Annotated in this window: 17 protein-coding genes; 6 read left to right on the forward strand and 11 right to left on the reverse strand. The window is 69.0% G+C overall.

Going from position 1 to position 25,207, the window contains the following annotated elements; genetic code table 11:
* Positions 1 to 9: 9 nt before the first annotated feature.
* The 4 genes from J1M46_RS07950 to J1M46_RS07965 all read right to left on the reverse strand — a co-directional run bounded on the left by J1M46_RS07950 (position 10) and on the right by J1M46_RS07965 (position 7,026).
* Positions 10 to 2,766: a hypothetical protein gene (locus tag J1M46_RS07950; RefSeq protein ID WP_206447321.1), complete on the reverse strand. Its 2,757-nt coding sequence runs from the start codon at positions 2,764 to 2,766 to the stop codon at positions 10 to 12.
* A gap of 108 nt (positions 2,767 to 2,874) precedes the next feature.
* Positions 2,875 to 4,080, reverse strand: a complete 1,206-nt coding sequence (locus tag J1M46_RS07955) for an ABC transporter ATP-binding protein (RefSeq protein ID WP_206447322.1) — start codon at positions 4,078 to 4,080, stop codon at positions 2,875 to 2,877.
* Positions 4,080 to 4,949, reverse strand: a complete 870-nt coding sequence (locus J1M46_RS07960) for an ABC transporter permease (RefSeq protein ID WP_206447323.1) — start codon at positions 4,947 to 4,949, stop codon at positions 4,080 to 4,082. The genes J1M46_RS07955 and J1M46_RS07960 overlap by 1 nt, the downstream gene beginning before the upstream one ends.
* 61 nt (positions 4,950 to 5,010) lie before the next feature.
* Positions 5,011 to 7,026: an acyltransferase family protein gene (locus J1M46_RS07965; protein WP_206447324.1), complete on the reverse strand. Its 2,016-nt coding sequence runs from the start codon at positions 7,024 to 7,026 to the stop codon at positions 5,011 to 5,013.
* A 98-nt stretch (positions 7,027 to 7,124) separates the two neighbouring features.
* Here J1M46_RS07965 and J1M46_RS07970 point away from each other — a divergent pair, with 98 nt between their 5' ends.
* A complete protein-coding gene (locus J1M46_RS07970) occupies positions 7,125 to 8,054 on the forward strand; it encodes a polysaccharide pyruvyl transferase family protein (protein ID WP_206447325.1) in 930 nt (309 codons plus the stop codon).
* On the opposite strand, the gene J1M46_RS07975 is transcribed toward J1M46_RS07970, so the two are convergent.
* On the reverse strand, positions 8,011 to 9,501 hold the full coding sequence (locus J1M46_RS07975; protein ID WP_206447326.1) for a glycosyltransferase: 1,491 nt from the start codon (positions 9,499 to 9,501) through the stop codon (positions 8,011 to 8,013). The two genes, J1M46_RS07970 and J1M46_RS07975, sit on opposite strands and share 44 nt — an antisense overlap.
* A gap of 48 nt (positions 9,502 to 9,549) precedes the next feature.
* Here J1M46_RS07975 and J1M46_RS07980 point away from each other — a divergent pair, with 48 nt between their 5' ends.
* Both J1M46_RS07980 and J1M46_RS07985 read left to right on the forward strand, forming a co-directional pair.
* The gene (locus J1M46_RS07980; RefSeq protein WP_206447327.1) at positions 9,550 to 12,423 is read left to right on the forward strand and encodes a glycosyltransferase; all 2,874 of its coding nucleotides are present in this window, start codon (positions 9,550 to 9,552) and stop codon (positions 12,421 to 12,423) included.
* Positions 12,416 to 14,110, forward strand: a complete 1,695-nt coding sequence (locus J1M46_RS07985; protein WP_206447328.1) for a glycosyltransferase — start codon at positions 12,416 to 12,418, stop codon at positions 14,108 to 14,110. The genes J1M46_RS07980 and J1M46_RS07985 overlap by 8 nt, the downstream gene beginning before the upstream one ends.
* On the opposite strand, the gene J1M46_RS15775 is transcribed toward J1M46_RS07985, so the two are convergent.
* Both J1M46_RS15775 and J1M46_RS07995 read right to left on the reverse strand, forming a co-directional pair.
* Positions 14,078 to 15,079 carry a glycosyltransferase gene (locus tag J1M46_RS15775; RefSeq protein WP_206447329.1) on the reverse strand — a complete coding sequence of 334 codons (1,002 nt, stop codon included), beginning with the start codon at positions 15,077 to 15,079 and terminating at the stop codon, positions 14,078 to 14,080. The genes J1M46_RS07985 and J1M46_RS15775 overlap by 33 nt on opposite strands.
* 80 nt (positions 15,080 to 15,159) lie before the next feature.
* Positions 15,160 to 16,938 (reverse strand): rhamnan synthesis F family protein, encoded by a 1,779-nt coding sequence (locus J1M46_RS07995; RefSeq protein ID WP_206447330.1) that lies wholly within the window; start codon positions 16,936 to 16,938, stop codon positions 15,160 to 15,162.
* Between the two features lie 333 nt (positions 16,939 to 17,271).
* Between J1M46_RS07995 and J1M46_RS08000 the strand changes: the two genes are divergently transcribed.
* Positions 17,272 to 18,225 (forward strand): glycosyltransferase, encoded by a 954-nt coding sequence (locus J1M46_RS08000; protein ID WP_206447331.1) that lies wholly within the window; start codon positions 17,272 to 17,274, stop codon positions 18,223 to 18,225.
* Between the two features lie 6 nt (positions 18,226 to 18,231).
* Here J1M46_RS08000 and rfbA read toward each other — a convergent pair whose 3' ends face one another.
* Entirely contained in the window at positions 18,232 to 19,098 is an 867-nt protein-coding gene (gene rfbA / locus J1M46_RS08005) for a glucose-1-phosphate thymidylyltransferase RfbA (RefSeq protein WP_206447332.1), read from the reverse strand.
* A gap of 61 nt (positions 19,099 to 19,159) precedes the next feature.
* The gene (locus J1M46_RS08010) at positions 19,160 to 20,947 is read right to left on the reverse strand and encodes a CAP domain-containing protein (RefSeq protein WP_206447333.1); all 1,788 of its coding nucleotides are present in this window, start codon (positions 20,945 to 20,947) and stop codon (positions 19,160 to 19,162) included.
* Positions 20,948 to 21,146: 199 nt separating this feature from the next.
* Between J1M46_RS08010 and rfbB the strand changes: the two genes are divergently transcribed.
* Together rfbB and J1M46_RS08020 are read left to right on the forward strand one after the other, a co-directional pair.
* A complete protein-coding gene (rfbB, locus tag J1M46_RS08015) occupies positions 21,147 to 22,130 on the forward strand; it encodes a dTDP-glucose 4,6-dehydratase (RefSeq protein ID WP_206447334.1) in 984 nt (327 codons plus the stop codon).
* Between the two features lie 28 nt (positions 22,131 to 22,158).
* Complete coding sequence (locus J1M46_RS08020; protein ID WP_206447335.1) at positions 22,159 to 23,268, forward strand: glycosyltransferase family protein; 1,110 nt, start codon at positions 22,159 to 22,161, stop codon at positions 23,266 to 23,268.
* A gap of 3 nt (positions 23,269 to 23,271) precedes the next feature.
* Here the strand turns inward: J1M46_RS08020 and J1M46_RS08025 are convergent, their stop codons facing one another.
* Both J1M46_RS08025 and purE read right to left on the reverse strand, forming a co-directional pair.
* Complete coding sequence (locus tag J1M46_RS08025; protein ID WP_206447336.1) at positions 23,272 to 24,639, reverse strand: LCP family protein; 1,368 nt, start codon at positions 24,637 to 24,639, stop codon at positions 23,272 to 23,274.
* On the reverse strand, positions 24,636 to 25,157 hold the full coding sequence (gene purE, locus J1M46_RS08030) for a 5-(carboxyamino)imidazole ribonucleotide mutase (protein WP_206447337.1): 522 nt from the start codon (positions 25,155 to 25,157) through the stop codon (positions 24,636 to 24,638). Before purE ends, J1M46_RS08025 begins: the two co-directional genes overlap by 4 nt.
* Positions 25,158 to 25,207: the final 50 nt, after the last annotated feature.

Genomic DNA, 25,207 nt, shown 5'->3' on the forward strand with positions numbered 1-25,207 from the left:
AGAGCGAGCTCAGCGCGTCGGAAGGAGCGCGAGGATCGCGTCTCCCACGACGTGCACCTGCTGACCGGTCGGGACTGATGCAGCAGAGATGCGCGTACGTGCACCATCGTCGACGAACCAGATGACGTTGCTCGTGTCACGCACATACTGCGACATCCAGCCCCCCTTCGCCAACTTGCCGCAGAAGGTCGACGACACATCGACGAAGTCGGTGGGGTCGCCGAACTCGAGAGCCACTCGCCAAGGGAAGGCAACCAGTCGGCCGTCCACGCCCGCGTACTCTCTTCCGTTGCAGCGGATCAACGGTGCCGGGAGCTCGCTTCCGTGCGTCGAGACCTGGATGGCGTCCACCGACACCCCCATCGGTCGGTCATCGAATCCGAGTTCCTCGGCGACAGCACCGGTCGTCGCCATCAGCCTGCCCTGATCAACCAGGTAGGCCTGCGACAGCCCCCAACCGCGGACGAGCGTGCCCGTGTAGTAGTACGGAGGAACCATGGGCGCGCGTGCCAGCGTGTACAGCGGATCGCCGTTCACACGAACCACTGCACTCTGCTCAATCCCGAGGTCGCGCAGCGTCCTCGAACTGTCGATCGGGGCGCGTGTGCCGTCACCGACGAGCCAGAGATTGCCAGAGGAGTCGGCGACCGCTTGGTCGAGAGCCGGTCCGGTGCTGATCAACCGACAGATGTCACTCGGCAACTGCTCGAACGTCATGCCCCAGTCGGCTTGCACCGCGGCTGAGGCGAAGCTCATCAGCCGACGATCCGAAGCGAGCCCCGGTGCAGCGCATCGCACACCGAAGTCATCGAACGCCTCAGCCTGCGGCGGTAGGCCGTTCCGGACCGATCGCGAGATCGTGGTGGGCGTGGTGTCGAGACCCAGCTGTTGCAGCACGCGCGCGTCGTCGACTCGCAGCGTGGACGACGCGGACGTCAGCACGAGCTGGCCGGAGATAGCATCGCGAAGCAGTGTGCCAGGGCTGAAGCTCGAGTGCTCTGGAATCCAGCTGAGATATCCATCGACGCCGCGGTGGACAGTGCTCGGGATGCCTTCGCGAGCTGCCACTGTCGCAACGCTGTGGGCAGGGATCGACTCGCGCTTGCCGTCATGCATCCACCAGACGGTGCTAGCGCCGAGCTCGGCTTGGAAGTGCTCTCCCGTGACTGCCCCCGCACTCGGCAATCCGAGCACGATGGTGCGCGGTATCGCGCCGAAGAATGCATCCCCTCCGAACATGGTCTTGGTGACCCGGAGCATCCCTCGATCGGTCACGACCCAGGCATCTCTGCCATCCCAGACGCGGTTCGGGAGCGCGGTCGCTCTCTGGCGAGCGTGCTCGACCGCGACCCATGTGACGGCACCGAAGTCGTCGAAGACACCGAGCTCAACCTGCTGGCGATCAAGATAGACGAGACCCGCCGAGGTCTGGTAGACGGCGTCCGTACCCGAGTAGTTGATCGCCCCGTAGCCGTTCGCCAGCAGTGGATCCCCGATACCGAACTCATCGAGTGCGTTCGCACTCATCCAGGAGCGCTCGTCTGACAGCCCAAGGGCCTTGAGGATGGCCGGATCGCTGATCGGTTGACGCATCCCGTCCCGGACGATCCACCACTCGCTGCCCCACCGCACGACGTCGCGCAGCCAGCCGCCGTTCACCAGCGCGTCGTACAGCTCGGCGTTGACGTTGATGCCGTAGCTCGTGGTGTGACCCCACTCATGCACCTGCTCGGCACTGCGGAAGTGGTAGCGCTTGCCGTCATCGACGAAATAAGAACTCCCGTCGAAGCGTATCCAGCGGGTGACGCCCTGGCCGATCGTCATCTCGCGGATCGCAGCATCGGGCACGACCTGCACGGGTCCCAGCCGAGACTGATACTCGCCTACCAGCGCGGCGTTCGGGAAGGGGTGCAGCCAACTGCCGTTGACCAGGTACACCGTGCTGCTGCTCGTGCCTCGGACCAGCAGGCTCGAGATCGCGCTCGTGGGAGAACCGAACCAATCCGTCCACATCCGCCAGAAGTTCCTGTTGCCGTACGCCGAGCACGCATCGCCCGCGCCGTAGAGATTTGCTAGCGCGGCCGCGTTCGGCTGGTACGGCGTGTAGTTGTAGAGCCCGGCAGTCGCCTGGTTGCGGATGAAGACGTCGCTCGTGCCGCAGGCAGCGTTCGGGTGGTACAGCACGCGGTTGGTGCGATCCGCTTGGTGCTGATACGACCCCGGATGCGCGGCATAGCGCTGGAACTGTCGGGCTGCGTAGTAGATCTGGTAGAAGAAGCCGCCGTAGGAGGAGTCGCACGGTGCGGTGTCTGGGCAGGCGAAGCCGGTCGCACGCTCGAAGCGGACCGGCGAAGGAGCCGACAGCGTGACGAGACTCTGCTCCTTCTGCAGAAGCACGAGCATCACCTTCGGGCTGACATCGCATGCCGCAGCCACGACAGCGATGATCTGTGCCGCTGTGCGGCTGGAAGCGCCGGGCACGTCGTCGCAGTACTTGTCCGCGCTCATGCGCGGAGTCGACTGGCGGTAGTCCTTCAGGCAGGTGTACCCGGACTGGCATGCCTGAAGCTGCGAATCGAGGAATGCCTGGATCTGGCTCGCAGACATGGCATCGCCATCGAAGAACTGCTCGTCGCTGACGATGTTGCCCGGGTTGAAGTCGCTCGAGTTCGCAGCCTCAGCCTCGCTCGCAGGCTGCGCCACAAGTAGGCCGACGACGAGCACCGCCGACAGCAATGCAGCGACGATGGACCGTGACCAGCGCATGACAACTCCGAATTGGGGGACGAAACCTCGCACAGCCTAGCGAACCCTCAAGCCGAACTTGAAGCCCGAGGTTCCCCGGGCGCGTCGCGCGGAATGCGCGAGCGGACGTCAGCCCTGCTCGAGCGCCGTAAAGCGAGCGGGCAGCGCGAGCGAGCTGCGTGAGCTCACCAGCCCGGTAGAGCCGACTCGGATGGTCCCGGCCCCCTGCGCGTTCACCGAGGTCAGCGAGCTTCCGCGCGGTCGAATGTCGATGTTGATGTCGTACTCGCCCGCCACGAGCGGAAGGCTGTCGATCTCCACCTCGAACGCGCCCGCACCGGGCTCGATCGCTCCGGGATCCCAGCCGTAATCGGTGCTGAGCATTCGATGCAGCACCCATCGCGGCGCGTTGGTGATCGACAGCGTGAACACCGGGTCGAGAATCCGCTCCCGAGCCTCGAACTCGACGCGGATCCGCAGCCGCTCCGCTGGACCGACCTCGACCGGCTCCTCGTTGTCCGGTCGCAGCACCCGCACCGCGGAGATGTGCACGGTGCGATCGCCGAGCGCGGCGGACGAAGGTGCCTGCGGGCCGGGGCCGGGGCCGGAGCCGGAGCCGGAGTAGTCGTCGACGATCGCCGATGCATCTCCGACATCCTGCAGCACGCCCTGCTCGAGCCAGGCCGCGCGATCGCAGAACGTGCGCATCGTGCCCATCGAATGCGAGACGACCACGACGGTCTTCCCCGCTGCCTTCAACTCTTCGAACTTGCCCAAGCATTTCGCCTGGAAGTCCTTGTCCCCCACGGCCAGCACCTCGTCGACCAGCAGCAGCTCGGGCTGCGTGTGGATGGCGACGGAGAATCCCAGCCGCACATACATGCCGCTGGAATAGTTCTTGACCGGGTGGTCGATGAAGCGCTCGACGCCGGCGAAATCGATGATCGAGTCGATCTTTGCGTCGACCTCGCGGTCGCTCATGCCCAGGATCGCTGCGTTGAGGTAGATGTTCTCTCGGCCTGAGAGCTCGGGGTGGAACCCGGATCCGACCTCCAGCATCGCCGCCATGCGGCCGCGGGTGACGATGTGACCCGCGTTGGGCTGCAGGATGCCGGCGATGCACTTCAGCAGCGTCGACTTGCCGGAACCGTTGAGCCCCAGCAGCCCGAACGTCGTTCCCTTCGGCACCTCGAGCGACACATCGCGGAGCGCCCAGAACTCCTCGTACTTCGCGCGCCCGCCCTTGAGGACCGTCGCCTTGATCGACTGGTTGCGGTCGTGGTAGACGCGGAACTTCTTCGAGACGCCATGCACCTCGACGGCAGCCTCGCCCATCAGAGCTCCTCCACGATGCGGGCCTGGAAGCGCTGGTAGACGAACAGGCCGACGATGAGCACGCCCGCCGCCCATAGCGACAGCGACAGCAGCAGCTGCCATTCGGGGAACGCGAAGTCGTAGACGACGCGGCGGTAGGCGGTCAGGAACTGGTACACGGGATTCGCCTCGAACAGCGCCAAGAGCGGCACCGGACCGCCGAGGAACGTGTAGCCACCCGCGTCGAGCGTCTCGGTCTGCACCGTCGCGACCGTGCTGCCGGGGATCATGACACCGGATGCGTAGAAGAAGATCTGGGTGAGGATCCCCCAGAAGTGCTCGATGTCGCGGAAGTAGATGATGCCGATCGCGAGCAGGAGACCGATGCCGTAGATGAACACTGCAGTAAGCGCGATGAGCGGGACGAGCATCCAGATCCGCAGCAGGATCTCCCAGCCGCCGAGAATGCCGCAGATCACGGCGACAGCGGCGATCTCGGTGAGGTACGTGGCCGTGCGAGCCAGCACCTTCGAGGCCGGCAGCGTCCATCGCGGCAACGAGACCTTCTTCAGCAGGCCCTGGTAAGCCAGGAATGACTGCATCGCCTCACGGATGCCGATGTTGATGAAGCCCCAGGTGACGATGCCGACCCCGAGCCAGAGCGCGAAGAGGTGGATGCCGGAGTTGATGCCGGGTTCGGGCTCCGCCCCGAAGATGAGGCCGAACACCACCCCGTAGATCGCTACCTGCGCGAGCGGATTGATGAGTGACCACACTCGCCCGAGCACCGTGCGCTTGTACTCGGAGCGGATCTCCCGCAGCGTGAGGTTCTTCAGAAGGTTGAGGGTGATGTGCCGAGCGCTCGATCGCCCAGCTGCGGCACTCGCCATGCTCCTCCACTCACCCGGCCCGGTCCCGGGCGCCGTACTCATCGAGAGTATCATCGGCTCCTCAACGAGCAGCGGCGGCGATGCGCTCGACGAGCTCCGGCGCCACGGTCTCCATGTAGGTGGCGGTGACGTGGCCGACCGTGTCGCGATAGACCACCACACCACCGATCACTGCGGGGCATCCCCCAGGCGTGCAGTACAGATCGGTCATATCGACGAATGCCGCATCCGCCTTGCGTGCGGCGGCCGGCATCGGATCCACCTGCGCGAACGCATCCTCGTGGGACGTAACGCAGGGCGGCCGTCGAGGATCCATCCCGATGCGCTGCACGCAGGCCAGCGCCTCAGCGGAGACCTCAGGCGCGTCTCCGACGACGACTACTCGAGCACCGCGGTCTGCGGCGCGCTGCCAAGCGGCGGCGTAACCATCCGCTGCTCCCTCATCGGTCGCGGCCCACCGCGCGCCAGAGGTAATGATGATGTCGTAGGCGCCCGATTCCAGCTGGTCCATCATCTCCCGTCTCGGAGCCTCGCAGTCGCTCGTCGGATCGCCGTCGCGCCACTGACACCCGTAGCCCAGGAACGTGTCGAGTGCCCAGCCCCGCTCTTCGGCGGCAGGCTCCAATGCGGTCAGCAGCATCGCTGCGTGGCTGTCGCCGACGAGCGCCACTCGCGTGTCAGCGTCCGGATCCCCGACCGTGCATGGAACTGCTTCCCCTCCTTCGGGCCGCCAGCACCGATACATGGAACCCGCATCGTCCTCGAACGCGTCGACTCCAGGAGCGAGCACGCCGGAGAGATCCTCGGGGCCGCACTCATTGAGCAGGCTGTCGGCGCCGACGCAGCCCGGCGCACCCGCCTCCTCGGCCGCGACTGCCTGCGTCGGGCGGACGAGGTGCACCGTCGCGGTCGCGGTGAGAGCGACAACAGCGGCGGCCACCACCGTGACCAGAGCCAAGCGACGCACGCGCCACCGCCGCACTCCGGGCCGCCAAGACGTTCGACGCGCCGGGTCCTCCACGAAGCGGAAGCTGAGCCACGCGAGCGCTACCGAGAGCAACACACCCCCCACGCTGCGCAGCAGCGAGTCCGGCGGCAGCACTGCTGCGCCAAGCACCGCGATCGGGAAGTGCCACAGATAGAGAGAGTAGGAGACCTCACCGAGCAGCTGCGCCGGCCGATTGGTGAGCAGGACGTTTATGCGGTCGTACTGGGCATCGGCGCCCAGCCCGGCCACGATCACTGCCGCCGTCGACAGCACGGGCAGCAGCGCGCTCGGCGCGGGGAAGCCGGGCGCGGGCAGCACCACCAGAAAACTCGCGAGGATGCCCACCGACCCGATCAGCCCGACCCAGGGAGCGATCGCGCGCGGCAGCCGACGCCGGGTCATCCGCGCCGCGACCGCGACGAGCACGCCCACGCCCAGTTCCCATGCCCGAGACAGCGTCGAGAAGTACGCGAGAGTGGGCGCTGCGCTGGTCTCATGCAGCGCCCATGCGAACGACGCGGCGGTGACGACCGCCGCCGCCAGCAGCAGCATCGCTTTCCGTCGCCGTGCGGCGGCCGCCCACAGCACGATCGCGAGTACGAGTGGCCAGACGATGTAGAACTGCTCCTCGACCGACAGCGACCAGTAATGCTGCACCGGCGACGGCGCCCGTCCCGCCTCGAAGTAGTCTGTGCCGACCGCCGCGAGTCGCCAGTTGACAGAGAACAGCGCGGCGAAGCCCGCGTCGACGGCGGCTCCTTGGGCACGAGGCTGAGGCAGCAGCAGCGCCGATCCGACGGTCGTCGCCATCAACACGAGCAGTGCTGCCGGCATGAGGCGCTTGACGCGTCGCCGATAGAAGTCGACGAACGAGATCCGTCCGCTGCGCTCGTGCTCGCGCAGCAGCAGGTCGGTGATCAGGAACCCCGAGATCACGAAGAAGACGTCGACACCCACGAAACCGCCGACCGGCCAGCTCCAGAAGTGCGAGACGACGACGCCGACCACGGCCAGCATCCGCAGGCCCTGGATGTCGGTGCGTCGGCCGCTGCGCGGGCGCACCTCTGACAGCTGTGCTCCGCCCGTCATCCGCTCTCGCTGCTTCGTGCTTGCGACATGGGCACAGGAGTCTACCCGCTGAGTGCAGGGATGACGGATGGCGAGGCCCGCTCTCATAGGCTATGCCTGTGTCCGCGCCATCGCCCGACGATCGCCTGCCCTCGCAACCGAAGTGGGTGCGCTTGGGCGAGGTCGAAGTGTTCCGCTGGCTGCCCATGCGCCGAGCGGTCATTCCCGAACACCAGCCTGTGAACTTCGGCGACGAACTCGCCATCGAGGTCGTCCGCGCGATGGCGGTGTCCCATGGCCTCGACACTGCTCCTCCTCCGACGCTCTCGGAACCCGAGGAGCCGCTGTCGAGCGACGAGGGCGCGCCCGTGCCCGTGCCGAAGGCGCTCGCGCGACTCCTCTCCGTCGGGTCGGTGCTCCACTTCGCCGCTGACGGCGATGTCGTCTGGGGCGCGGGCATCAACGGCAAGATCGCCAACGCGATCTCGTCCACGAGCCTCGATATTCGATCGGTCAGGGGTCCGCTCACGCGAGCGGTGCTCGCCGAGGCCGGCATCGACTGCCCCGCGGTGTTCGGCGACCCCGCCCTCCTGCTGCCGCGGCTCATGCCCGAGCTGACGCGAAGGCGCCCGACGACACGACCGCTCAGCGTCATCCCGAACCTCAACGACCTGCCTTCAATGCTGGGCGAACCATGGCTCGTGCAGCCGACAGAGCCGTTCGCGCACGTGATCCATGCGATCGCGGAGTCGGAGGTCGTCGTCTCTTCCTCGCTCCACGGCATCGTGCTCGCAGAGGCCATGGGGGTGCCGGTGCGGCCGATGCGCTCGGGCGCTGAGCACCGCTTCAAGTACGACGACTACGCTGAGGGCACGGGCCGCCGCCCCTTCGAACTCGCGGCGACCGTCGCTGCAGCGCTCGCGATGGGCCCGTTGCCACCGCTCGAGTGGGATCCCGCCCCGCTCGAGGCCGCCTTCCCAGCGGATCTCTGGGCGCCGCGCCCTCTCAGCGCCGCCGCAGTCGCGCCCGAACGCGACGCAGCCCCGTGAGGACGTGGTGCGGCCGGACCTCGCTCACCAGCGTCAGCACGTGATGGCCGCGCAGTTGGCGCGAGGCCTCGAGCACCGCACGCGGGCTGCCTGATCGCACTGCGCGGAGGACGCCAGCGGCCTGACGGGCGGCCGTGCCGAGCGAGCCGGCCGACTTCGCGAGCGCGGCGCGTTCGCGAAGTCGGTCGACCGGCACGTGAGAGTCGAGCTTCAGGAGCGCTCGCTCGTGCCGAGTCAGCGCAGCCGGCGACAGTCCCGCCTCGACGAGACCGGCCGCGAGAGCGTGCAATCTGCGCACATCGTCATCCGTGGTGCTCGCGAGCGCCATCGGTGCGATGAGGTCACGACGCGCGAGCTCGGCGATCGCTCGATGCGCGCCACGATCCGCGACGACCGCAGCCGTGATCTGCGCGTTGGCGCCAGAGGCGCGCAGCGCCGCGAGCCCCTCCGCACCGGATCCGGTGATCATGGCGGCCGCGAGCGCCCAGCCTCGGCGCGCGACAAGGCCATAGACGACGCGGCGCAGCGGATCCAGCCCGTCGAAGGCTCCCCGAGGCGCCGCCGACACGAGCTCGACGAGCAGACTCCGCGCCTCATCGAAGGCATCGTCCTCGCTGAGCACCGCGCCCATGCAGTGTGCCCAGATGTCAAACTCGAGAATGCTGGCGTAGTAGCGCTTGCTGAGCTCGCCATCGCGCAGGCGCGCGATGGCATCGCGGCAGGCGATCTCCTGGGTGAAGTGGTCTGTAACCGGGCCAGACTGCTGCTTCGACGAGGTCATCGAGGTCGTGCCGATGCGCCGGCGATAGGCATAGACGGGCTCGGGGATGACGTCGAAGGCGAAACTGGTATAGGCGTGCATCATCGCTTGGATGTCGTTCGACCGTCGCGCATCGGCGAACTCGATGCCGGCGGCCTGCCAACTGGTTCGACGGATGATGCGGTTCCAGCACACGCGCTCGCGCACGAACTGAGGCTCCTCGGCGAGCGTGACGCCGATGCGGACGCGGTCGTAGAGCGGCAGGCTCTGATCGCGCGTCGTCAGCCGCTGCGCCTCCATCACGAGATGGTTTCCGAGCACCATCTCCGCATCGGTGGTCCGCGCCTGCTCCACCAGCAACCGGTAGGCGTCGGCTGGCACGATGTCGTCGCCGTCCGCGAAGGCGAGGTACTCGCCTCCCGCATTGGCGATGCCATGGTTGCGCGCGCGGGCTGCGCCCTTGCCAATGTTCTGCAGCACCCGGAATCGCCCATCGCCGTCGGCTGCTTCAGCGAGCCGCTCGAGGGTGTCGTCCGTCGAGCCGTCGTCGACCACGATCACCTCGAAGTCCGCCAGCGTCTGCGCACGCAGCGACTGAACCAACTGCCCGACCCACTCGCCCACGTTGTAGGTCGGGATGATGACGCTCACCGACGGCGAGTCGACAGTCGATCCGGGTGACGTCACTCTTCCTCCTACAATGGTTCGGGCCAGTCAGATTCGTGAGGAGGCTGCATGCCGATCGCATCAGACGCCGCTGGCGACGATTCGCAGCTCGTGTCGATCATCGTACCGATCTACCAGGCGGAAGAGATGCTCGGCGCCTGCCTCGACGGATTCCTGGCGCAGACCTACACGAACTGGGAGGCGATCCTCGTCATCGACGGATCGCCGGACGGTTCCGAACGGGTGGCGCGTCGCTACGCCGCGAAGGACAGTCGCTTCACGGTGCTCGTCACCCCCAACGGCGGACCCGGCGCGGCTCGCAACGCGGGCCTCGCGATCGCACGGGGCAGCTACATCACCTTCGTCGATTCCGACGATCTGCTGGAGCCGGAGGCGCTCTCGGTGCTGGTGGCCGCGCTCGAGGGCGGCGAAGCCGACATGGCCGGGGGGATCATCTACGACTTCTTCCCCGACAGCCCCCGCCGCGTCCGGTACTGGACGATGCGCGGCCCTCAGTTCTCCCGACGCTGGGCGACCTATCGACTCACCGACATGCCCAGCCTGATCGAGGACAGCATCGTTTGCGCGAAGCTCTTCCGCCGGTCGCTGATCGATCGCATCGGGCTGGAGTTCCCCGAGCACACACATACCGAGGACATCGTCCCCGCGCTGCAGCTCGAGCTGGCCGCGCGGTTGACCGCCATCGTGCCCGCCGAGATCTACGCGCATCGTCGGCACGGCAGTGCCATCAGCGCGAACTATCTGCGACCCAAAACGCTCGGTGACTGGGGCACGCAGGCGACCAGGACCTTGCGTCTCATCGCTGCGGTGCCGGAGCAGCACGTGCGCGACCACTATGTGCTCAAGCACACGCTCTCGCAGTGGTGGACGCGCGCGGAGCGCTTTACGCTCATCGAGGACTCCGGACTGCTCGTGGTCGTTGAGCGCCTCGCCGCCGACATGCTCGACGTCGCGGGGCGGGAGCCTGATCCGCTCGACACGCTCCGGACGAGCGTCCTGCGCGCCTTCGCTGCGGGCGTGCCCTCGCGACGGTGGCGCGAACTGGCCGCCGCGCTGCGCGATGACCTCGATGGCAGGGGGCAGACCCCGGAGGTGGCCATCAGCCCGCTGGAATCCCCTGGGCCCGAGCGCGCGCCCGCGATCGCGCGAGCCGCGCTCCGCGCCGTCGATCTGCTCGACCGCACGGATCCGCTCGAGGACAGGCTGGCCGCCGAGTTACTGCTCTCGCAGGTGCTCAGCACGGCCGGTCGCGGCTGGATCGATGACGCGACGGTCGTCGCGGCTGCGATCCGCGGCGTCGAAGCGACCGCCCCCGACGTGCTCATCTCGATCGGACTCCCGGGTTCGCCGTTCGGCGACGACGCCTCCCCGGTCGCAGACTTGGCCCGGGAGCACTGGCGCTCGCTGCTGCCGTTCACGGCGGGCATCACGGCGATCCGGCTCGAGGCGCGCGGCCTCGTGCTGCGAGGGTCGGTGCACCTCGACCGGCCGCTGGAGGCGGAAGACGTACTGCGGCTGTCCGTCGTCGACCGGGGCTCGAGCAGGCCGCGTGTCGTCGCGGTCACGGTCGCATCGCCGCCGCAGGAGCCGGGTCCGGTCAGTTGGCAGGCTGTCATTCCCGCAGAGGATCTCGAGGCACTCGAGAAGGCCGACCTCTGGCTGCGACGGGACAGCCGGCACGGCCGTCGGGTCGAACTGCCGGTCGTCGTCTCCGCAGACCACCCGTCGTCGCTCCAGGTCGACCTGCGCTCTCGCCCGGTCTCCCTCTTCGTCGCCCTCGGAGGCGAGACGCGGCTGACCGTCGGTGCACGCGTCGAGCGCACCGGACGGCGCGCGGCCGCACCTGCGGCTCGCACGCCCCGGCGCGTGTTCACCTTCCCCAATTGGGGCTCGAACCCGTACATGGCGATGCTGCAGACCGAGGTGCGCGGATCGGGCGCGTCGATGCCGGGCACGGTCGAGCACCCGCAGCTGGTTCGCGAGCTCGAGGACCGGGCGGCGACGGGCGTCGTGCACGTGCATTGGACGAGCCCGATCATCGAGAAGTCGACGGATCCCGAGGATGCCGAGAAGCGCGTCGAGGCGGTGCTGCGCGGTCTCGTCGCAGCGCGCGAGCGCGGCAGGCCGATCATCTGGACCGTGCACAATGTGCTGCCGCACGATACGCGATTCCCGCTCGCCGCCGTGCGCCTGCATCAGGGTCTCGCCGACATCGCCGACGTCGTCCACGTGCTCGGCACGACCACCCAGGAGGCGATCGGCGAGCTGTACCGACTGCAGCCGGAGAAGGTGCGGGTGCTGCCGCACTCGTCCTACGCAGGGATCTACGGCACCCGCATGGAGCGTGCCGCCGCTCGAGAGGCGATCGGTTCGTCCTCCACGACCACGCAGGCGCTCTTCTTCGGCCAGATGCGGCCGTACAAGGGCCTCGAGCACCTGTTCGAGGCTGCGACCCAGCTGCAGGGCACCCCGGCGGAGGTCGAACTGCTGCTCGCGGGCAACCCGACGCCCGACCTGCGCGAGCGCATCGCCGAGCTGGCGCAGACCGACATGCGCGTCACCAGCGCGCTGCGCTTCATCGAGGACAGCGAAGTCGCCGCCTGGTTCTCGGCGGCCGATGTCGCCGTGCTCCCATACGAGCGCATCCTGAACTCTGGCACGATGCATCTCGCCGCGACGTTCGGGCTGCCCGTGCTGCTGCCGGACGAGCACACGATCACCGCCGACTTCGGCGACGAGCAATGGCTGCGGTTCTTCGACCCGGCCGACGCGGTCTCCTCGATCCGTGCCAGCATCGAGGATGGCTGGTTCCGCGATCCTGCGGTGCGGGAGTCGGCCCTGGCGTACGCGCGGCGCCGCTCGCCCTACGCGATGGCGCGCGCCTACGCCGAGCTCATCGAGGAGGTCTCTGGCCGTGACTGAGCCCGCGGCTGGGCTGATCAGCATCATCGTGCCCGTGTACCGCACGGAGCGGGTGCTGCCTGCGCTGCTCGACTCCATGCTCGCCCAGACCTGGATGCAGTGGGAAGCCGTGCTCGTCATCGACGGCTCACCCGACCGCTCGATCGACGTCGCGCGCGCGTATGCAGCAAGCGATGCTCGCTTCCGGGTGATCGATGCGCCCAACCGCGGCATCGGAGCTGCTCGGAACCTCGGCCTCGACGCCGCGAAAGGCAGCCTGATCGCGTTCGCCGACTCCGACGACATCCTGCAGCCGACCGCGCTGGAATCACTGATCGCCGCGATGCGCGCCGGCGACACCGAGATGTCGACCGGGATCGGCGAAGACTTCTTCAGCGGCAGGCGCCGGCGGCGGATGCGGTACTGGACGATGCAGGGACCGCACTTCGCGAGCGCGGGCGTCTACGACATCCTCGACACGCCGTCGTTGCTCGAGGACCACGTCGTCTGGGCGAAGCTCTTCCGCCGCGAGTTGATAGACCGCGCCGGAGTTCGCTTCCCCGAGGGCGTGCAATGCGAGGACATCCACCCGATGCTCCGGCTGCAACTCGCCGCCGGGCGCATCGCCGTTGTGCCAGAGTCCGTCTACCTGCACCGCCGGCACCTGGAGACCGTCAGCGCCGACTACATGCGCGCTCGCACGCTGCGCGACTGGATCTCGCAGGCGCGGGCCACTGTCGCCACGGCGGTCGCGACCGACGATCGCACCATCATCGAGCACTATGTCGGCGGGCACGTGCTTGACCAATGGTGGAGCCGCGCTGCAGAGATCACGGCGATCGAGCGCGATCTCGCGATCGGCGTCGAGTCCCTCGCCGCTGACATTCTGGCTGCGATCGGGCCCTCGCCGCGCAGGCTCGATCCTCTCCGCACCGCAGCACTTGCCTTCTTCGCCGCAGGCGCTCCAAGCCGTCGCTGGGTGCTGGGAGCATCGACGGACTCGGGTCCCCTCACCTCGCCGGATCGCCGGAATGGCACGCGCGTGGCCGTGGCGGCGCTCGAAGCTGCCTCGCAGCTCGACACGGACGACGCCGTCGAAGCGCGCATGGCTGCAGAGTTACTCGTCAACCGGGTGCTTGCGCCGGTCGCGTTCGGGCTCGCGCGCCCGCAAGATGTCGCAGCGCGGCTGGTGGAGAGCGCGCGCGATCAGATCGATCGCATCGGCTCGGCTGCCTTCACCGCGGTCGCAGTGGTCAGCGCGCCCGCCACCCTGCCGGTGGGCGAGCACGCGGCGTCCGCGCGGGCCGTGCTCGATCGGATGCCACTGAGAGTTGCACGCCTGCGGCGCGTGATGCTTGACGACCATCACGTGCTGTTCGAGGGAATCATCGCCGGGCATGAATCGCCCGATCCTTCTGAAGCAATCGCGCTCGTCGTGCGCGGCCGCTCCAGCCGGTTCACGCAGCTGGTCTCGCTCGATGCCGCCCGTGGCCACGACGGCGTCCTGCATTGGAGAGCGACCTTGCCCGTAACCCGCAGAATGGTGGGTCGCGAGCTCACACTCGCGCTCAGACTCACGCGCAGGCACCGAGCGCCTGCAGAGCTCGCGGTCCATGCTCAGTCAACGCCGGGCCCGCTCAGCTCGGTCTCCCTGCGGGTCTCGTTCAGCGGTTCGTCACCGGTCGTGCTGCGCGTGCGACGCGCCTGAGCGGGCCAGCAGCGCACGCACCTCGCCGGCGAACGCCGTCCCCGCGTCCTGCGGCGTCCACCTGCCGGCATCGGCTAGCGCCGCGGCGAAGGCGAGCTCGTCTCCGACCGGCAGCTGCTCGATCGCGGCGCGCAGTCCACCGGGAGTGCGTGCGTACCAGTGCACCCAGCCACGGTCACCGTGCTCCTGCCGCAATGCCTTATCGTCGGGCAGCAGCACGGGCCGCGCGAAGGTCGCGGCCAGCATCATGCTGCCCGAGTTGAGCATGTGGCTATACGGCAGCACCACGACATCCGCCGCCGCGAGCCAGCCCGGCACCGCCTCCGCGTCGATGAACGACAACTGGCGCACCGTCTCGACGCCGTGGTCTTCCACGAGGGCGTTGATCACCGCAGCCTCATCTTCGGTCGCGTTGCCGGCCAGCAGCAGCACGACCCGGCCCGACTGCCGCGTCGCCGTCCCCGCTTCCTCGATCAACTCACGCACCCCCTTGTACGCACGCATCTGTCCGAGCATGAGCAGTGCGAGGTCGTCGGCGCCGATGCCAAGCCGCTCACGCGCCGCAGCACGATCCTCGCGCGGCCCGTAGGCACCGAAGTAGCTCGGATGAGGGATGCGGACGGTGCGGTCGGGTGGCAGCCGGTATTCTGGGGCTGCGGCGACGGCCGTCGAAATGGACATGATGTGGATGGTGTCCGCGAGCCTGGAGAGGCTCCGGTGCAGTGAGCGCTCGACCCACCGGTGTCGCGCATCATGCGGCAGCACGTTGTGCACCGTCCAGAGGATCGTCATGCCGGCGCGCTTCGCCTCTGTCAGCGCACGCACGAACCGCCAGACGCCACGCGCGGCGACGAACGGATTCCGGGTGCGCTGGGCGATCGGATTGGTCCAGTTCATGTGCAGGACCGTGTCCTGCGGTCGCATCCTCAGCGAGGAGAGCAGAGCGTCGAGCTCCACCTCGTCGTCCACGTCGATCTCGTCCGGCAGCCTGCCGTGTAGCAGGTCGAGGAACGGGTTCTCCCGGTACGCCGGGAACACAAGCAACCGGCTCATCGAGCTCCCCTCCCGCTCCATAGCGCTCTGCGTGCCGCGAGCCTGAGCCCCTTCAGCACGCGCACCGCCGGGCCTGCGACCGCTGCGGCTGCACGGGTCGCGGCACTCGCAAGCTGCACCTGCTGGCGCGACGTGCCCGGCACATCCTGCAGGATCTCCTGCAGCTTCCACTCGAGCATCTGGTGGGACTCGGCGGCGACCTCGGGGGAGGTGACGGTGCGGACGATGTAGCCCTCGCTGATGGCTGCGTAGGCGAAGAGGCGCTCGACAGCGTGCGCGACCCCGCCGTCGCGGTAGCCGGACTCGTCGGGGAAATCATGCCAGCCGAGGCTGTCGACGAGCGGCCGCAACGCCTCCGGGCGGGCGGCGAACATCGAACCGAAGGGCGCGAGCGGCGAGCCGTCGTCGAAAGGCACGTCGATGCCGAGCCGTCTCGCGAGACGTTCGGCGAGCGGCCGGTTGCCGAACCACGCGCGGCCGAGCGTCGGGTAACCCACGTGGATCTGCGGAGGCATGGCCATGCCGAGCTCGGGCTCGTCGATGAAGAGCTGGAGGAGGGCATGGGGCGCACCCAGCAGGCTGCCGAGCACGTGCTCCTGGAACCGCGTCGCGCGCGGATACGGATCCTGTGGCGAGCGCTTGGAGTGCAGCTTGAGCACGACGTCGAACGGATGCCCGCCCGCCGCATCCGTTCGCAGCACATCCGAGCAGCCGAGAAGGAAGGCCGAGATGTCGCGGCCTCGGTTGGACTCCACCACGCGCACTTCGAAGTGCTGCAGGCGCTGCAGCCAACTGCTGACCTCGCGCTCAAAGCGATGCTCGATGGCAGCCTTCGACTCCTCGCTGCCGGTCGTGACGATCAACGTCCAGTCTACCGGCATGTGCTGCAGCATCACGCCGATCTCAGGCAGCGCCTCCGGGTAGTAGACGTGCGCGATCACAGCCAGCCGCGGCCTGGGACCAGCACTGAGCTCCTCGGGCCACCGCTCGAGCACGCGCATGGCGCCGATAGTGGTCGCCACCTGCCGCGGCGGAGCAGCCTGCTGAAGGTCACGCGCGATGACGCGCATCGGATAGCCGCTGCCCTGCAACATCCGCCAGGCACCAGGGTCACCGAGCGCGTGCTGCTCCAGGTCCCCCGGGTCGGCGGTGAACAGGAGACGCTCGAAGAAGGGCTGCTCGAGCGGCACCTCGAGCACTGCCCGCTGGATGCGCTCGTCCTGGTGGCTGCGGATTGCTGACACGCGGGCTCCACCTCGTTGCAGCGCGAGCACCAGGTCATGCACGCCGAGCGTGTCGCGATCGTCGCGAGCGGCGCGCCACCACCTGCGCCAGGTCTCGCCATCGAACGCGTCACGGTGCGCCCACAGCCAGGGCGAGGGCTCGAGATGCTGCCGCGGAGCTGTCGGCGTCCAGGTCCACGCACCGGTCGTGGGCGCCCCGGCCGCGAGGATCCCGAGCATGTCGCGATCCGGCAGCGGCCCGTATCGCTCCGTGTCGGTCACGAGCACCGAGGCAGCCGCGCAGACTTCGTCGTCCACCGCGGCGAGGCCCGCCGCGATCAGCGCCAGCACGGAACCCGCCTGCGCCACGACCACACGGTCGGCGAGCGCGTCGGCGCGCTCACGCCCGGCCGCGCTGAGCGCATCCGCGACCAGCACGACGCGATCGGTGATCGTGCGCAGGCCCGCCACCAGCAGGTCGACGCGATCGCCGACCTCGCCGCGGGGATCGCGATGGGCGACGATCGCGAGGCGCGTGGCTGCAGCAGTCATCGCCCTCAGCGTAGACGAACGGGAACTTGTGGGACGCGAACGCCCGGGACGAGTTCGTGCGGACTACGAGAACGTGCGCAGCACGCGCAGCCTGGCGGCCTTGGGCGCCGACGGTCCTGCCGCTCGAGCGTCGCCCTGGGAACGCCCGAGGCGCCACAGCCCGTTCGCGTCGACGGCCCTGGAGATGTCGGCCAGCTCGCCAGCGCAGCTCCGCGCGCCGGCGGCATCGGGATTCCCGTGCACCGTGCTACTTCGTGCTACTCGACGGACATGAATGGTCGGTACCCTAGGCGGTCAGCCCGCACCTCGCGGCGTCCACCGACGGAGACCGCTTTGCCCGACAAGACCGTTCCCGATGCGCAGGCTCGGCAACCGCTCGTCGCCGTGCTCATGGCGACGCACAATGGCGCGGCATTCGTCGAGGAGCAGGTGCGCACCATCCTCGATCAGCAGGGGGTCGAGGTGCGCCTGATCGTCTCGGACGACGCGTCGACGGATGCGACGCTCGAGATCCTGCGTGGGTTCGATGACGAGCGCATCGTCATCCTCGAACCCGGCAGGTTCGGCACGCCGCAGGCCAACTTCCTGCGGCTCATTCGCGACGCGGACGTCAGTGGTGCGACGGTCGTCGCGCTCGCCGACCAGGACGACCGCTGGCACCTCGACCGCTTCCAGCGGCAGCTCACGCTGATCGCCGAGCACGAACTCGACGCGATCTCCTCCTCCGTCACCGCCTACTGGGTGCAGCCCGACGGCGCCGAGCGCACCGAGTATCTCGAGAAGTCGCAGCCGCAGACCAAGCTCGACTACCTGCTCGAGTCGGCCGGGCCGGGTTGCACGTTCGTGCTCACCGCGCGGCTGTTCGCGGCCGTGCGCGAGGTGATCGGCGCGCACCCGCTCGTCGACGAGACGGTGCCGCACGACTGGATCGTCTACGCGATCGCGCGAGCGACCGGCCGTCGCTGGCGCATCGATCCCACGCCGACGATCGACTACCGCCAGCACGACAGCAACGCCACCGGTGCCAACACTGGTATCCGGCCCGCCCTGCGACGCGTCCGCCGGCTCGCCAGCGGCGACTACCGTCGGCAGTGCGCGTCGATCGCGACACTCGCCGCCGCGCTCGCGACGGGCGAGACGCAGTCGCGGCTGCAGCGCATCGCGCCGCTGTTCCAGCGCAACGATTTCGCCTCCCGGGCGGCGCTGCGCCGACTGGTGCCCGAGCTGCGTCGCGAGCCGGCAGAGCGCCGCTGGCTCGACCTGATATTGCGTCTGGGCCTCTGGTAGCCGCCGCTACGCCTGCTGCGGCAGCTGCTCGAGGTAGCGCCCGTAGCCGCTCTTGACCAACGGTGCGGCGAGGGTGGCCAGCTGCGTGTCATCGATCCAACCGGCTCGCCAGGCGATCTCCTCGATGCACCCGATCTTCGTGCCCTGCCGCTGCTCGATGACGCGCACGTACTCGCTCGCGGCCATCATCGATTCGAAGGTGCCCGTGTCGAGCCACGCGACGCCGCGATCGAGCGTCTGCACCTGCAGGCGCCCATCGCGAAGGTAATGCTCGTTGACCGCGGTGATCTCGAGCTCGCCGCGCTCCGAGGGGCGGATGTCTCGGGCCACATCGACGACGCCGGACTCATAGAAGTAGAGGCCGGGCACGGCGAAGGACGACTTCGGCTGCTCGGGCTTCTCCTCGATCGAGACCGCCGTTCCCGCCTCGTCGAACTCGACCACGCCGTAGGCGCGCGGGTTCGACACCCGGTAGGCGAAGATCAGGCCACCGTCGATCTCGCTGTGCGCGCGCAGGCTCGAGCCGAGCCCGGCGCCGTGGAAGATGTTGTCGCCCAGCACCAGCGCGACTGGCTCGTCGCCGATGAACTCCTCACCGATCAGGAATGCCTGCGCAAGCCCCTCGGGATTCAGCTGCTGGGCGTACTCGATGCGCATGCCGAGTTCCGACCCGTCGCCGAGCAGCCGCTTGAACTGATCGGCGTGCTCGGGCGTCGTGATCACCAGCACCTCACGGATGCCTGCCATCATCAGCGTCGACAGCGGGTAGTAGATCATCGGCTTGTCGAAGATGGGCACGAGCTGCTTCGAAATGCCGCGCGTGATCGGCCACAGCCGCGTTCCTGACCCACCCGCCAGGATGATGCCGCGCATTCGGTCCCCTCTTCGTGTCCGGGTTGCAGTCTACGGGGCAGTTGCGGACGCAATCGCGTCGTCAACTCGCGCAGCGGCCGAAGTCCGCGGCGTACTGGCTGACGGTCCATTCCCTTCCCATCGCCACGATCGTCGAGGGCCGCACGGTATCGGCCACGAAGTCGTGCGTGTCGGGCGGCACGCATTCGACTGAGGTTAGAGCAACGGGTCCGGTGCCGGTGGCGATGGCGCTGCTCACGGCAGCATGGCCGAAGCTCAGGGCAGAAGCGAGATACACGGCCTCCGCCGGTCCTCCGCCGCTCGAGGCCAGGGCCGCAACATTCGTCTGGAAGCGATCGGCGCCGCGAACCGCGACCCCATCCGTCACCGGTGTTGCGGCTTCGACCTGTCGCTCGTGAGTGCCCGAAAGCCAAGGGCTGCCGCCGACAACGCGCACGGCCTCGGGGCGCGCCTCCGCGAAGTACGCGGTGACGGCCTGCGGAAGATCGCCCACTCGATCCGTCAGGATCAGTGGCACTCCCGCTCGTGCCGCCGCGGACGATGCGGAGATCTCGTCAGAGACGGCGCTGATGGCGGTGAGGTAGGCGCTCCTGGCGCCCGGGAATTCCTGTCGCGCGAAGTTCGTCGAGATCTCGGGCACGTCGCTACCCTGCACCCGCGCGACGTTCGCTTGCGGCAGCGCAGTGCGGACGGCGCGCAGTGTCGACTCGGGCAGGACGTCGGGCAGGCCGACGGCGGTCACCGTCGCGGGCGCCAGCCTCCGGAGTTCGCTCAGCAGCGCGGATGAGGGACCTGCGGGATCCACCAGGAGCAGCGCGCGATCCTGTCGTGCGGCCGCCGGAGCGGCGAGGAGCGATTCGAAGTATACGTGACTCGGCGCCAGGTACACCTCTTGGACGAGCGCGGGTTCGCTGTGCTGCACGCTGAGGTCGACGGAAGCCTGCTGGGTATCGCGCGCGGGGATCCGGACGAACTCGAGCGGAGCTGGGATATCGCGCGAGATGCAGGGGAACCAGATGCGGTCCCCTGGACCGGTGACGTTGTTCGCCTGGCCGCACACCTCTGCGACAGCACCCTGAGGTGCCTGCATCCGCACCTCGAAGCCGTGGTTGCCCACGACTTGCTCTGCCGCGAGTTCCGGTGAGGGCCGGTTCGCAGCGGCCACGACCGCCGGCTGGCCTTTGACCCAGAACGAGACGTTCACGGTGGCGCGCGCATCGCTGCCGTCATACGCCCAGCCCCGGACCACGATCGCGCCGTCGGCTGAGGCGGACACCGACGTGACCTGCCCGATGACGTCATGCACGGCTTCTCCGCTCGCGACGCGCCAGCCCTCCACGCTCGCGAACGACGGCGCGGCCGAGGTCGAGGTGTACCGTGCGAAGTTCGTCACCCCCAGCATCGCGGTGCCAGTACGCCCCTGGTAACCGGTGGCGAATACCACGCCGGGCCCCATGTGGGTGTAGTTGCCGAGCAAGTGGTCGCGATGCGCCGGCGAGTTGATCCACTGCGCTACCAGCCCGGATGGGTTGCTGTCGGTTCGCCACGCGATGATCTCGCCGCCGCCGGCGGGGCGAGGCGGATAGAGCCCGAGGAAGCCCGAGCGATGCTGGAAAGTGTCATTCTCGCCCTGCGTCTCGGCCCAGTCCTCCGCGAGTTCGTGCAGCGCGGGCATGAAGCGCAGCGGCGCACGACCCTGCTGCACGCGATAGGCGTTGATGCCATCGAATACCTCGGTAGCTTCGTCGACCGTGGGCCGGTCGACGAAGGTCCCTTCCGACAACGGACGGGCATGCGCCGCGGGCGGCGGAGCCGCCAATGGAGCGGCGAGGGCGGCGGTTCCGATCATTGCGATGGCGAGGGCGAGGTGACGGGGGCGCATTGCGAAGCATCTCCAGGGTTCGTGACCGGAACAGGTTAGCAAGTTGGCAATTCTCCGGCGTGGCGGCTTGCTCTGCGCTCGGGCGCCCTGCGCAGTTCAGTACTCGAACCGCCGCGTAGACTGTGACGCCGTGCGTCGGCGGGGCGGCGCGAGGAGGGAACCACACGTGCAGATTCTGGTGACCGGCGGCGCCGGCTTCATCGGCTCGACCTTCGCCCGGATGACCCTGGGCGACCGACTGCCGGGGCTCGAGGGCGCATCGGTCACCGTGCTCGACGCGCTCACGTACTCGGGCAATCCGGCCAACCTCGCCCCCGTCGCCGAGCATCCGCAGTACCGCTTCGTGCACGGCGACATCCGCGACACCGGCCTGCTCGACCGCATCCTGCCGGGTGTTGACGCGATCGTGCACTTCGCCGCCGAGAGCCACGTCGACCGCTCGGTGCGCGACGCCTCCGTCTTCGTGGAGACCAACGTGGTGGGCACCCAACGCCTCCTCGACGCGGCGCTGCGCCACAGCATCCCCCGCTTCGTGCATGTCTCGACCGATGAGGTCTACGGCTCGATCGCCGAGGGCTCGTGGGATGAGGGGTGCCCGCTCGAGCCGAACAGCCCCTACTCGGCGTCGAAGGCCGGCAGCGACCTGCTCGCTCGCAGCTACCACCGCACGCACGGGCTCGATGTGCGCATCACGCGCTGCTCGAACAACTACGGGCCCTACCACTTCCCCGAGAAGCTCATCCCGCTGTTCGTCACGAACCTCATCGACGGGCTGCCGGTGCCGCTCTACGGCGACGGCGAGAATGTGCGCGACTGGCTGCACGTGGACGACCACTGCCGCGGCATCGCGCTGGTGCTCACTGGCGGCCGCCCGGGCGAGATCTACAACATCGGCGGCGGCGCCGAGCTCAGCAACCGCCGGCTGACTGAGCTGCTGCTCGAGGCCACCGGCCGCGACGGCTCGTCGGTGCAGCACGTCGAGGACCGCAAGGGCCACGACTTCCGCTACGCGGTCGACATCTCGAAGATCGTCGGCGAGCTCGGCTACGCGCCGCAGGTGCCGTTCGAGCAGGGCCTCGCCGAGACGGTGCAGTGGTATCGCGACCACCGCTCCTGGTGGGAGCCGCTGAAGGAACGAGCCGCGCTGTGAGCCGCCGCGGAGACTGGCAGGACGCCGCATGAGCGATCGACTCACCGTGGTGCTCGACGAGGTCGCCGAGCAGTCGACCACGATGGTCGGGCGGTACTCGGCCGAGATGACCAGGGGCCTCATCGCCACCGCGCCGGTCGGCTTCGAGGTCTGCGGGCTCTCCCCCAAGATCACCGATGCGCGGGCGGCGCGCGCGCAGGTGCAGCTGCCCGGCCTCGCCGAGCTGCGGCAGACCGCGGTGCCCGCGCGCGAGCTGCGCGAGGCGTGGCTGCACAGCATCACCACCATCCCGGTGCACGGCCTGGTGCACGCGACGAGCCTCATGGCACCGCTCCCGCGCGAGCGCGTCGAGGGTGACCAGGTCACCGTCACGGTGCACGGCCTGCAGCCCTTCTCCGACCGCTCGGAGCGCAAGCAGCGCTGGTTCGACCGTGCGCTCCGCCGCGCCCTGGCACGAGCCGACGGCATCGTGGTGCCGACGACCGCGGTCGCCGAGGATCTCGCGCTGCTCGACGAAGCCGCCGCGGGACGCCTCCGCGTCGTGCCGCCCGCGCCCTCGGCCGCGCTGCTCGCAGCAGCCGCCGTGCCGCCGGCGCGCGCGCTGAACCTGCCGGAGGCGTACGTGCTCGCGCTCACGCAGCCGAGCGGCCGCGGGCACGCCGAGCGGCTCGTCGAGACGATCGCGAGCGCGCAGATGCCGGATGTGCGGGTCGTCGTCGCGGGTCCGGTCGAGTGGGATGACACCACCCTCGCCGCCATCGCCGTGGAGGCGGGCATCCCGGCTGGCCGGCTGGTGATGCTCGGCGACCTCTCGGACGCTGATCTCGCCACCGCCTACCGGCAGGCGCTCGCGCACCTGCACACGAACGAGCAGGATGCGCTCGGGCTGTCGCTGCTGGAGGCCGGGTCGCTCGGCACCGCGACGGTGCATCCCGCGACGCGCTCGCTGGATGAGATCGCCGGCGGCACGAGCGTCGCGGTCGAGGGCGGCCCGCACGAGCTCGCGAGCGCACTGGCTGAGCTGCTGGGCGACGACCAGCGCCGCTCGAGCCTCGGCCTGCACGCGCAGGACCGCGCGCAGGCCTTCACCTGGGAGGGCGCCGCCCAGCAGGTGTGGGAGCTGCAGGCCGAGCTCTAACGCCTACGGCGCGGGCGACTCGGTGGGAGGCACCACCGCATCCGCCTCGGCGAGCGCCTGTTGCACCATGGCGTGGATCTGCTCGAAGTCGGGATCTCCCGTGACCACGCCCGAGTCTGGCACGAGCTCGAGCTGGGTGATCGGCAGCTGCCGGGTCTGGAGCGCGAGCTCCGACAGCGACCCGATCATCGACTGCGGCACATCCGACTGCACCATGTCCTGCCCCGCCCGGGCGAGCTGCGTGTACTTCGTCAGCAGCGCCTGCGGCGTGAACTGCCGGATGATTGCCTCCTGCACCTGCCGCTGCCGCGCCATCCGGTCGTAGTCGCTCGTGCCGGCGCGGCTGCGCGCGTACCAGAGCGCGTCGTGGCCGTCGAGGGTCTGCGTGCCCGGCTCGATCCAGTCGCGCACCGGCTCACCCTCGATGGCGATCGGCACCCGCTCAGTCACCTCAAGCTTGAGGCCGCCGAGCGCGTCAACGAGGTCGACGAAGCCGCGCATGTCGACGAGCACGAAGAACTGCAGCTCGAGACCCGTGACCCCCTCGACCGCGTCGCGGGTCGCCTCGATGCCGGGGCTCGAGCCGTTGGCGACCGCGTCGGGGTAGAGCTCAGGGTTCGCCTCGCCGTAGGTGTAGGTGCCGTTCAGCAGGCAGTCGCTCGACTCGCAGTCGAAGCCGTTCGGCCACGGCCCCCACATGGGCGAGCCCTCCGAGAAGGGCGCATTGCGCAGGTTGCGGGGCACGCCGATCATGGTCGCCGCTCCGGTCTCCGCATTCACGGTGACGGCGGTCATCGAGTCGGCGCGCAGGCCGACGCGGTCGTCGCCGGCGTCGCCGCCGAGCAGCAGGAAGGTGTAGCGGCCGTCGACGGGCTCCACGGCGGGCCGCGCGAAGTCGAAGATGTTGCCCACCAGGCCGCGGGTGGCGTCGACCAGGGTCGCCCCGTAGCCGGCGAATGCCGCGGGCGCGAGTGTGGCCAGCACGGCGACGATCGCGATGGCCGCGCGGGCCCTGCCCTTGACCTTGCGCAGGCGGGCGAGCCGCAGCGTGTCGAGGCCGAGCACGAGCCAGAGGACGGCGTAGGCGATCAGCAGCACCTCGATCACCAGCAGGCCGATCGAGTTGCCGACGATCGTGATGAGCGCGCCGCGGGCGGCGAACCACATGACTCCGGCGATCACGAGCAGCATGAGCAGCACACCGGTGGCGACGAGCCCGATGCGGCCGAGCCGCTTGCTGCCGGCGAGCGTCTGGGCGCTGCCGGGCAGCAGGAAGCCGATCAGGACCAGCCACCAGCCGCGGCGCTGCATGACGTCCGGGCGGCGCGAGTCTGGATGGCGGATCGGCGTGCCGGTCTCCAGCAGCGTCATGCGCCCGATTCCGTGCGCTCGCCCATCGTCACGCGCTCACGAAGCGCCTGCGCCTTGCCGTCCACCTGGCGCTCCAAGTCAGCGGCGAAGGCGTCCAGGCGCGCGCCCAGTTCGGCGTCGAAGGCGCCCAGCATGCGGGCGGCGAGGATGCCGGCGTTGCGGGCGCCGCCGATCGAGACGGTGGCGACCGGGATGCCGGCCGGCATCTGCACGATCGAGAGCAGGCTGTCGAGCCCGTCGAGCTGCTCCAGCGGCACCGGCACGCCGATGACGGGCAGCCGCGTCATCGAGGCGACCATGCCGGGCAGGTGCGCTGCTCCGCCGGCACCGGCGATGATGACGCGCACGCCGCGGTCGGCGGCGCCGCGCGCGAAGTCGACCATCTTCTGCGGCGTGCGGTGCGCCGAGACGACGTCGACCTCCGCCGCGACGCCGAGCTCATCGAGCACGGCCTTCGCCGCCTCCATGACCCGCCAGTCGGAGTCGGAGCCCATGATGATGCTGACCTGCGCTGCCATGCCGTCCAGGGTACGGCCGCCGCCTATGGGTGCCGAGCGCGCCCCGCCGG

Origin of the sequence: Agrococcus sp. KRD186 (genome assembly GCF_017168255.1) — a bacterium.
GTDB lineage: Bacteria > Actinomycetota > Actinomycetes > Actinomycetales > Microbacteriaceae > Agrococcus.

What these genes read in the sequence shown, in the direction of transcription:
- J1M46_RS07955 (WP_206447322.1), bottom strand. Translation starts at nt 4,080, where the DNA reads ATGGGCGAGGCTGCCGTCGAGGTGCATGGCGTCTCGAAGAAGTTCCGC.
- J1M46_RS07960 (WP_206447323.1), bottom strand. Translation starts at nt 4,949, where the DNA reads ATGGCGAGTGCCGCAGCTGGGCGATCGAGCGCTCGGCACATCACCCTC.
- J1M46_RS08010 (WP_206447333.1), bottom strand. Translation starts at nt 20,947, where the DNA reads ATGATCGGAACCGCCGCCCTCGCCGCTCCATTGGCGGCTCCGCCGCCC.
- J1M46_RS07980 (WP_206447327.1), top strand. Translation starts at nt 9,550, where the DNA reads ATGCCGATCGCATCAGACGCCGCTGGCGACGATTCGCAGCTCGTGTCG.
- J1M46_RS08025 (WP_206447336.1), bottom strand. Translation starts at nt 24,639, where the DNA reads ATGACGCTGCTGGAGACCGGCACGCCGATCCGCCATCCAGACTCGCGC.
- J1M46_RS07995 (WP_206447330.1), bottom strand. Translation starts at nt 16,938, where the DNA reads ATGACTGCTGCAGCCACGCGCCTCGCGATCGTCGCCCATCGCGATCCC.
- rfbA (WP_206447332.1), bottom strand. Translation starts at nt 19,098, where the DNA reads ATGCGCGGCATCATCCTGGCGGGTGGGTCAGGAACGCGGCTGTGGCCG.
- J1M46_RS07965 (WP_206447324.1), bottom strand. Translation starts at nt 7,026, where the DNA reads ATGACGGGCGGAGCACAGCTGTCAGAGGTGCGCCCGCGCAGCGGCCGA.
- J1M46_RS08020 (WP_206447335.1), top strand. Translation starts at nt 22,159, where the DNA reads ATGAGCGATCGACTCACCGTGGTGCTCGACGAGGTCGCCGAGCAGTCG.
- J1M46_RS07950 (WP_206447321.1), bottom strand. Translation starts at nt 2,766, where the DNA reads ATGCGCTGGTCACGGTCCATCGTCGCTGCATTGCTGTCGGCGGTGCTC.
- purE (WP_206447337.1), bottom strand. Translation starts at nt 25,157, where the DNA reads ATGGCAGCGCAGGTCAGCATCATCATGGGCTCCGACTCCGACTGGCGG.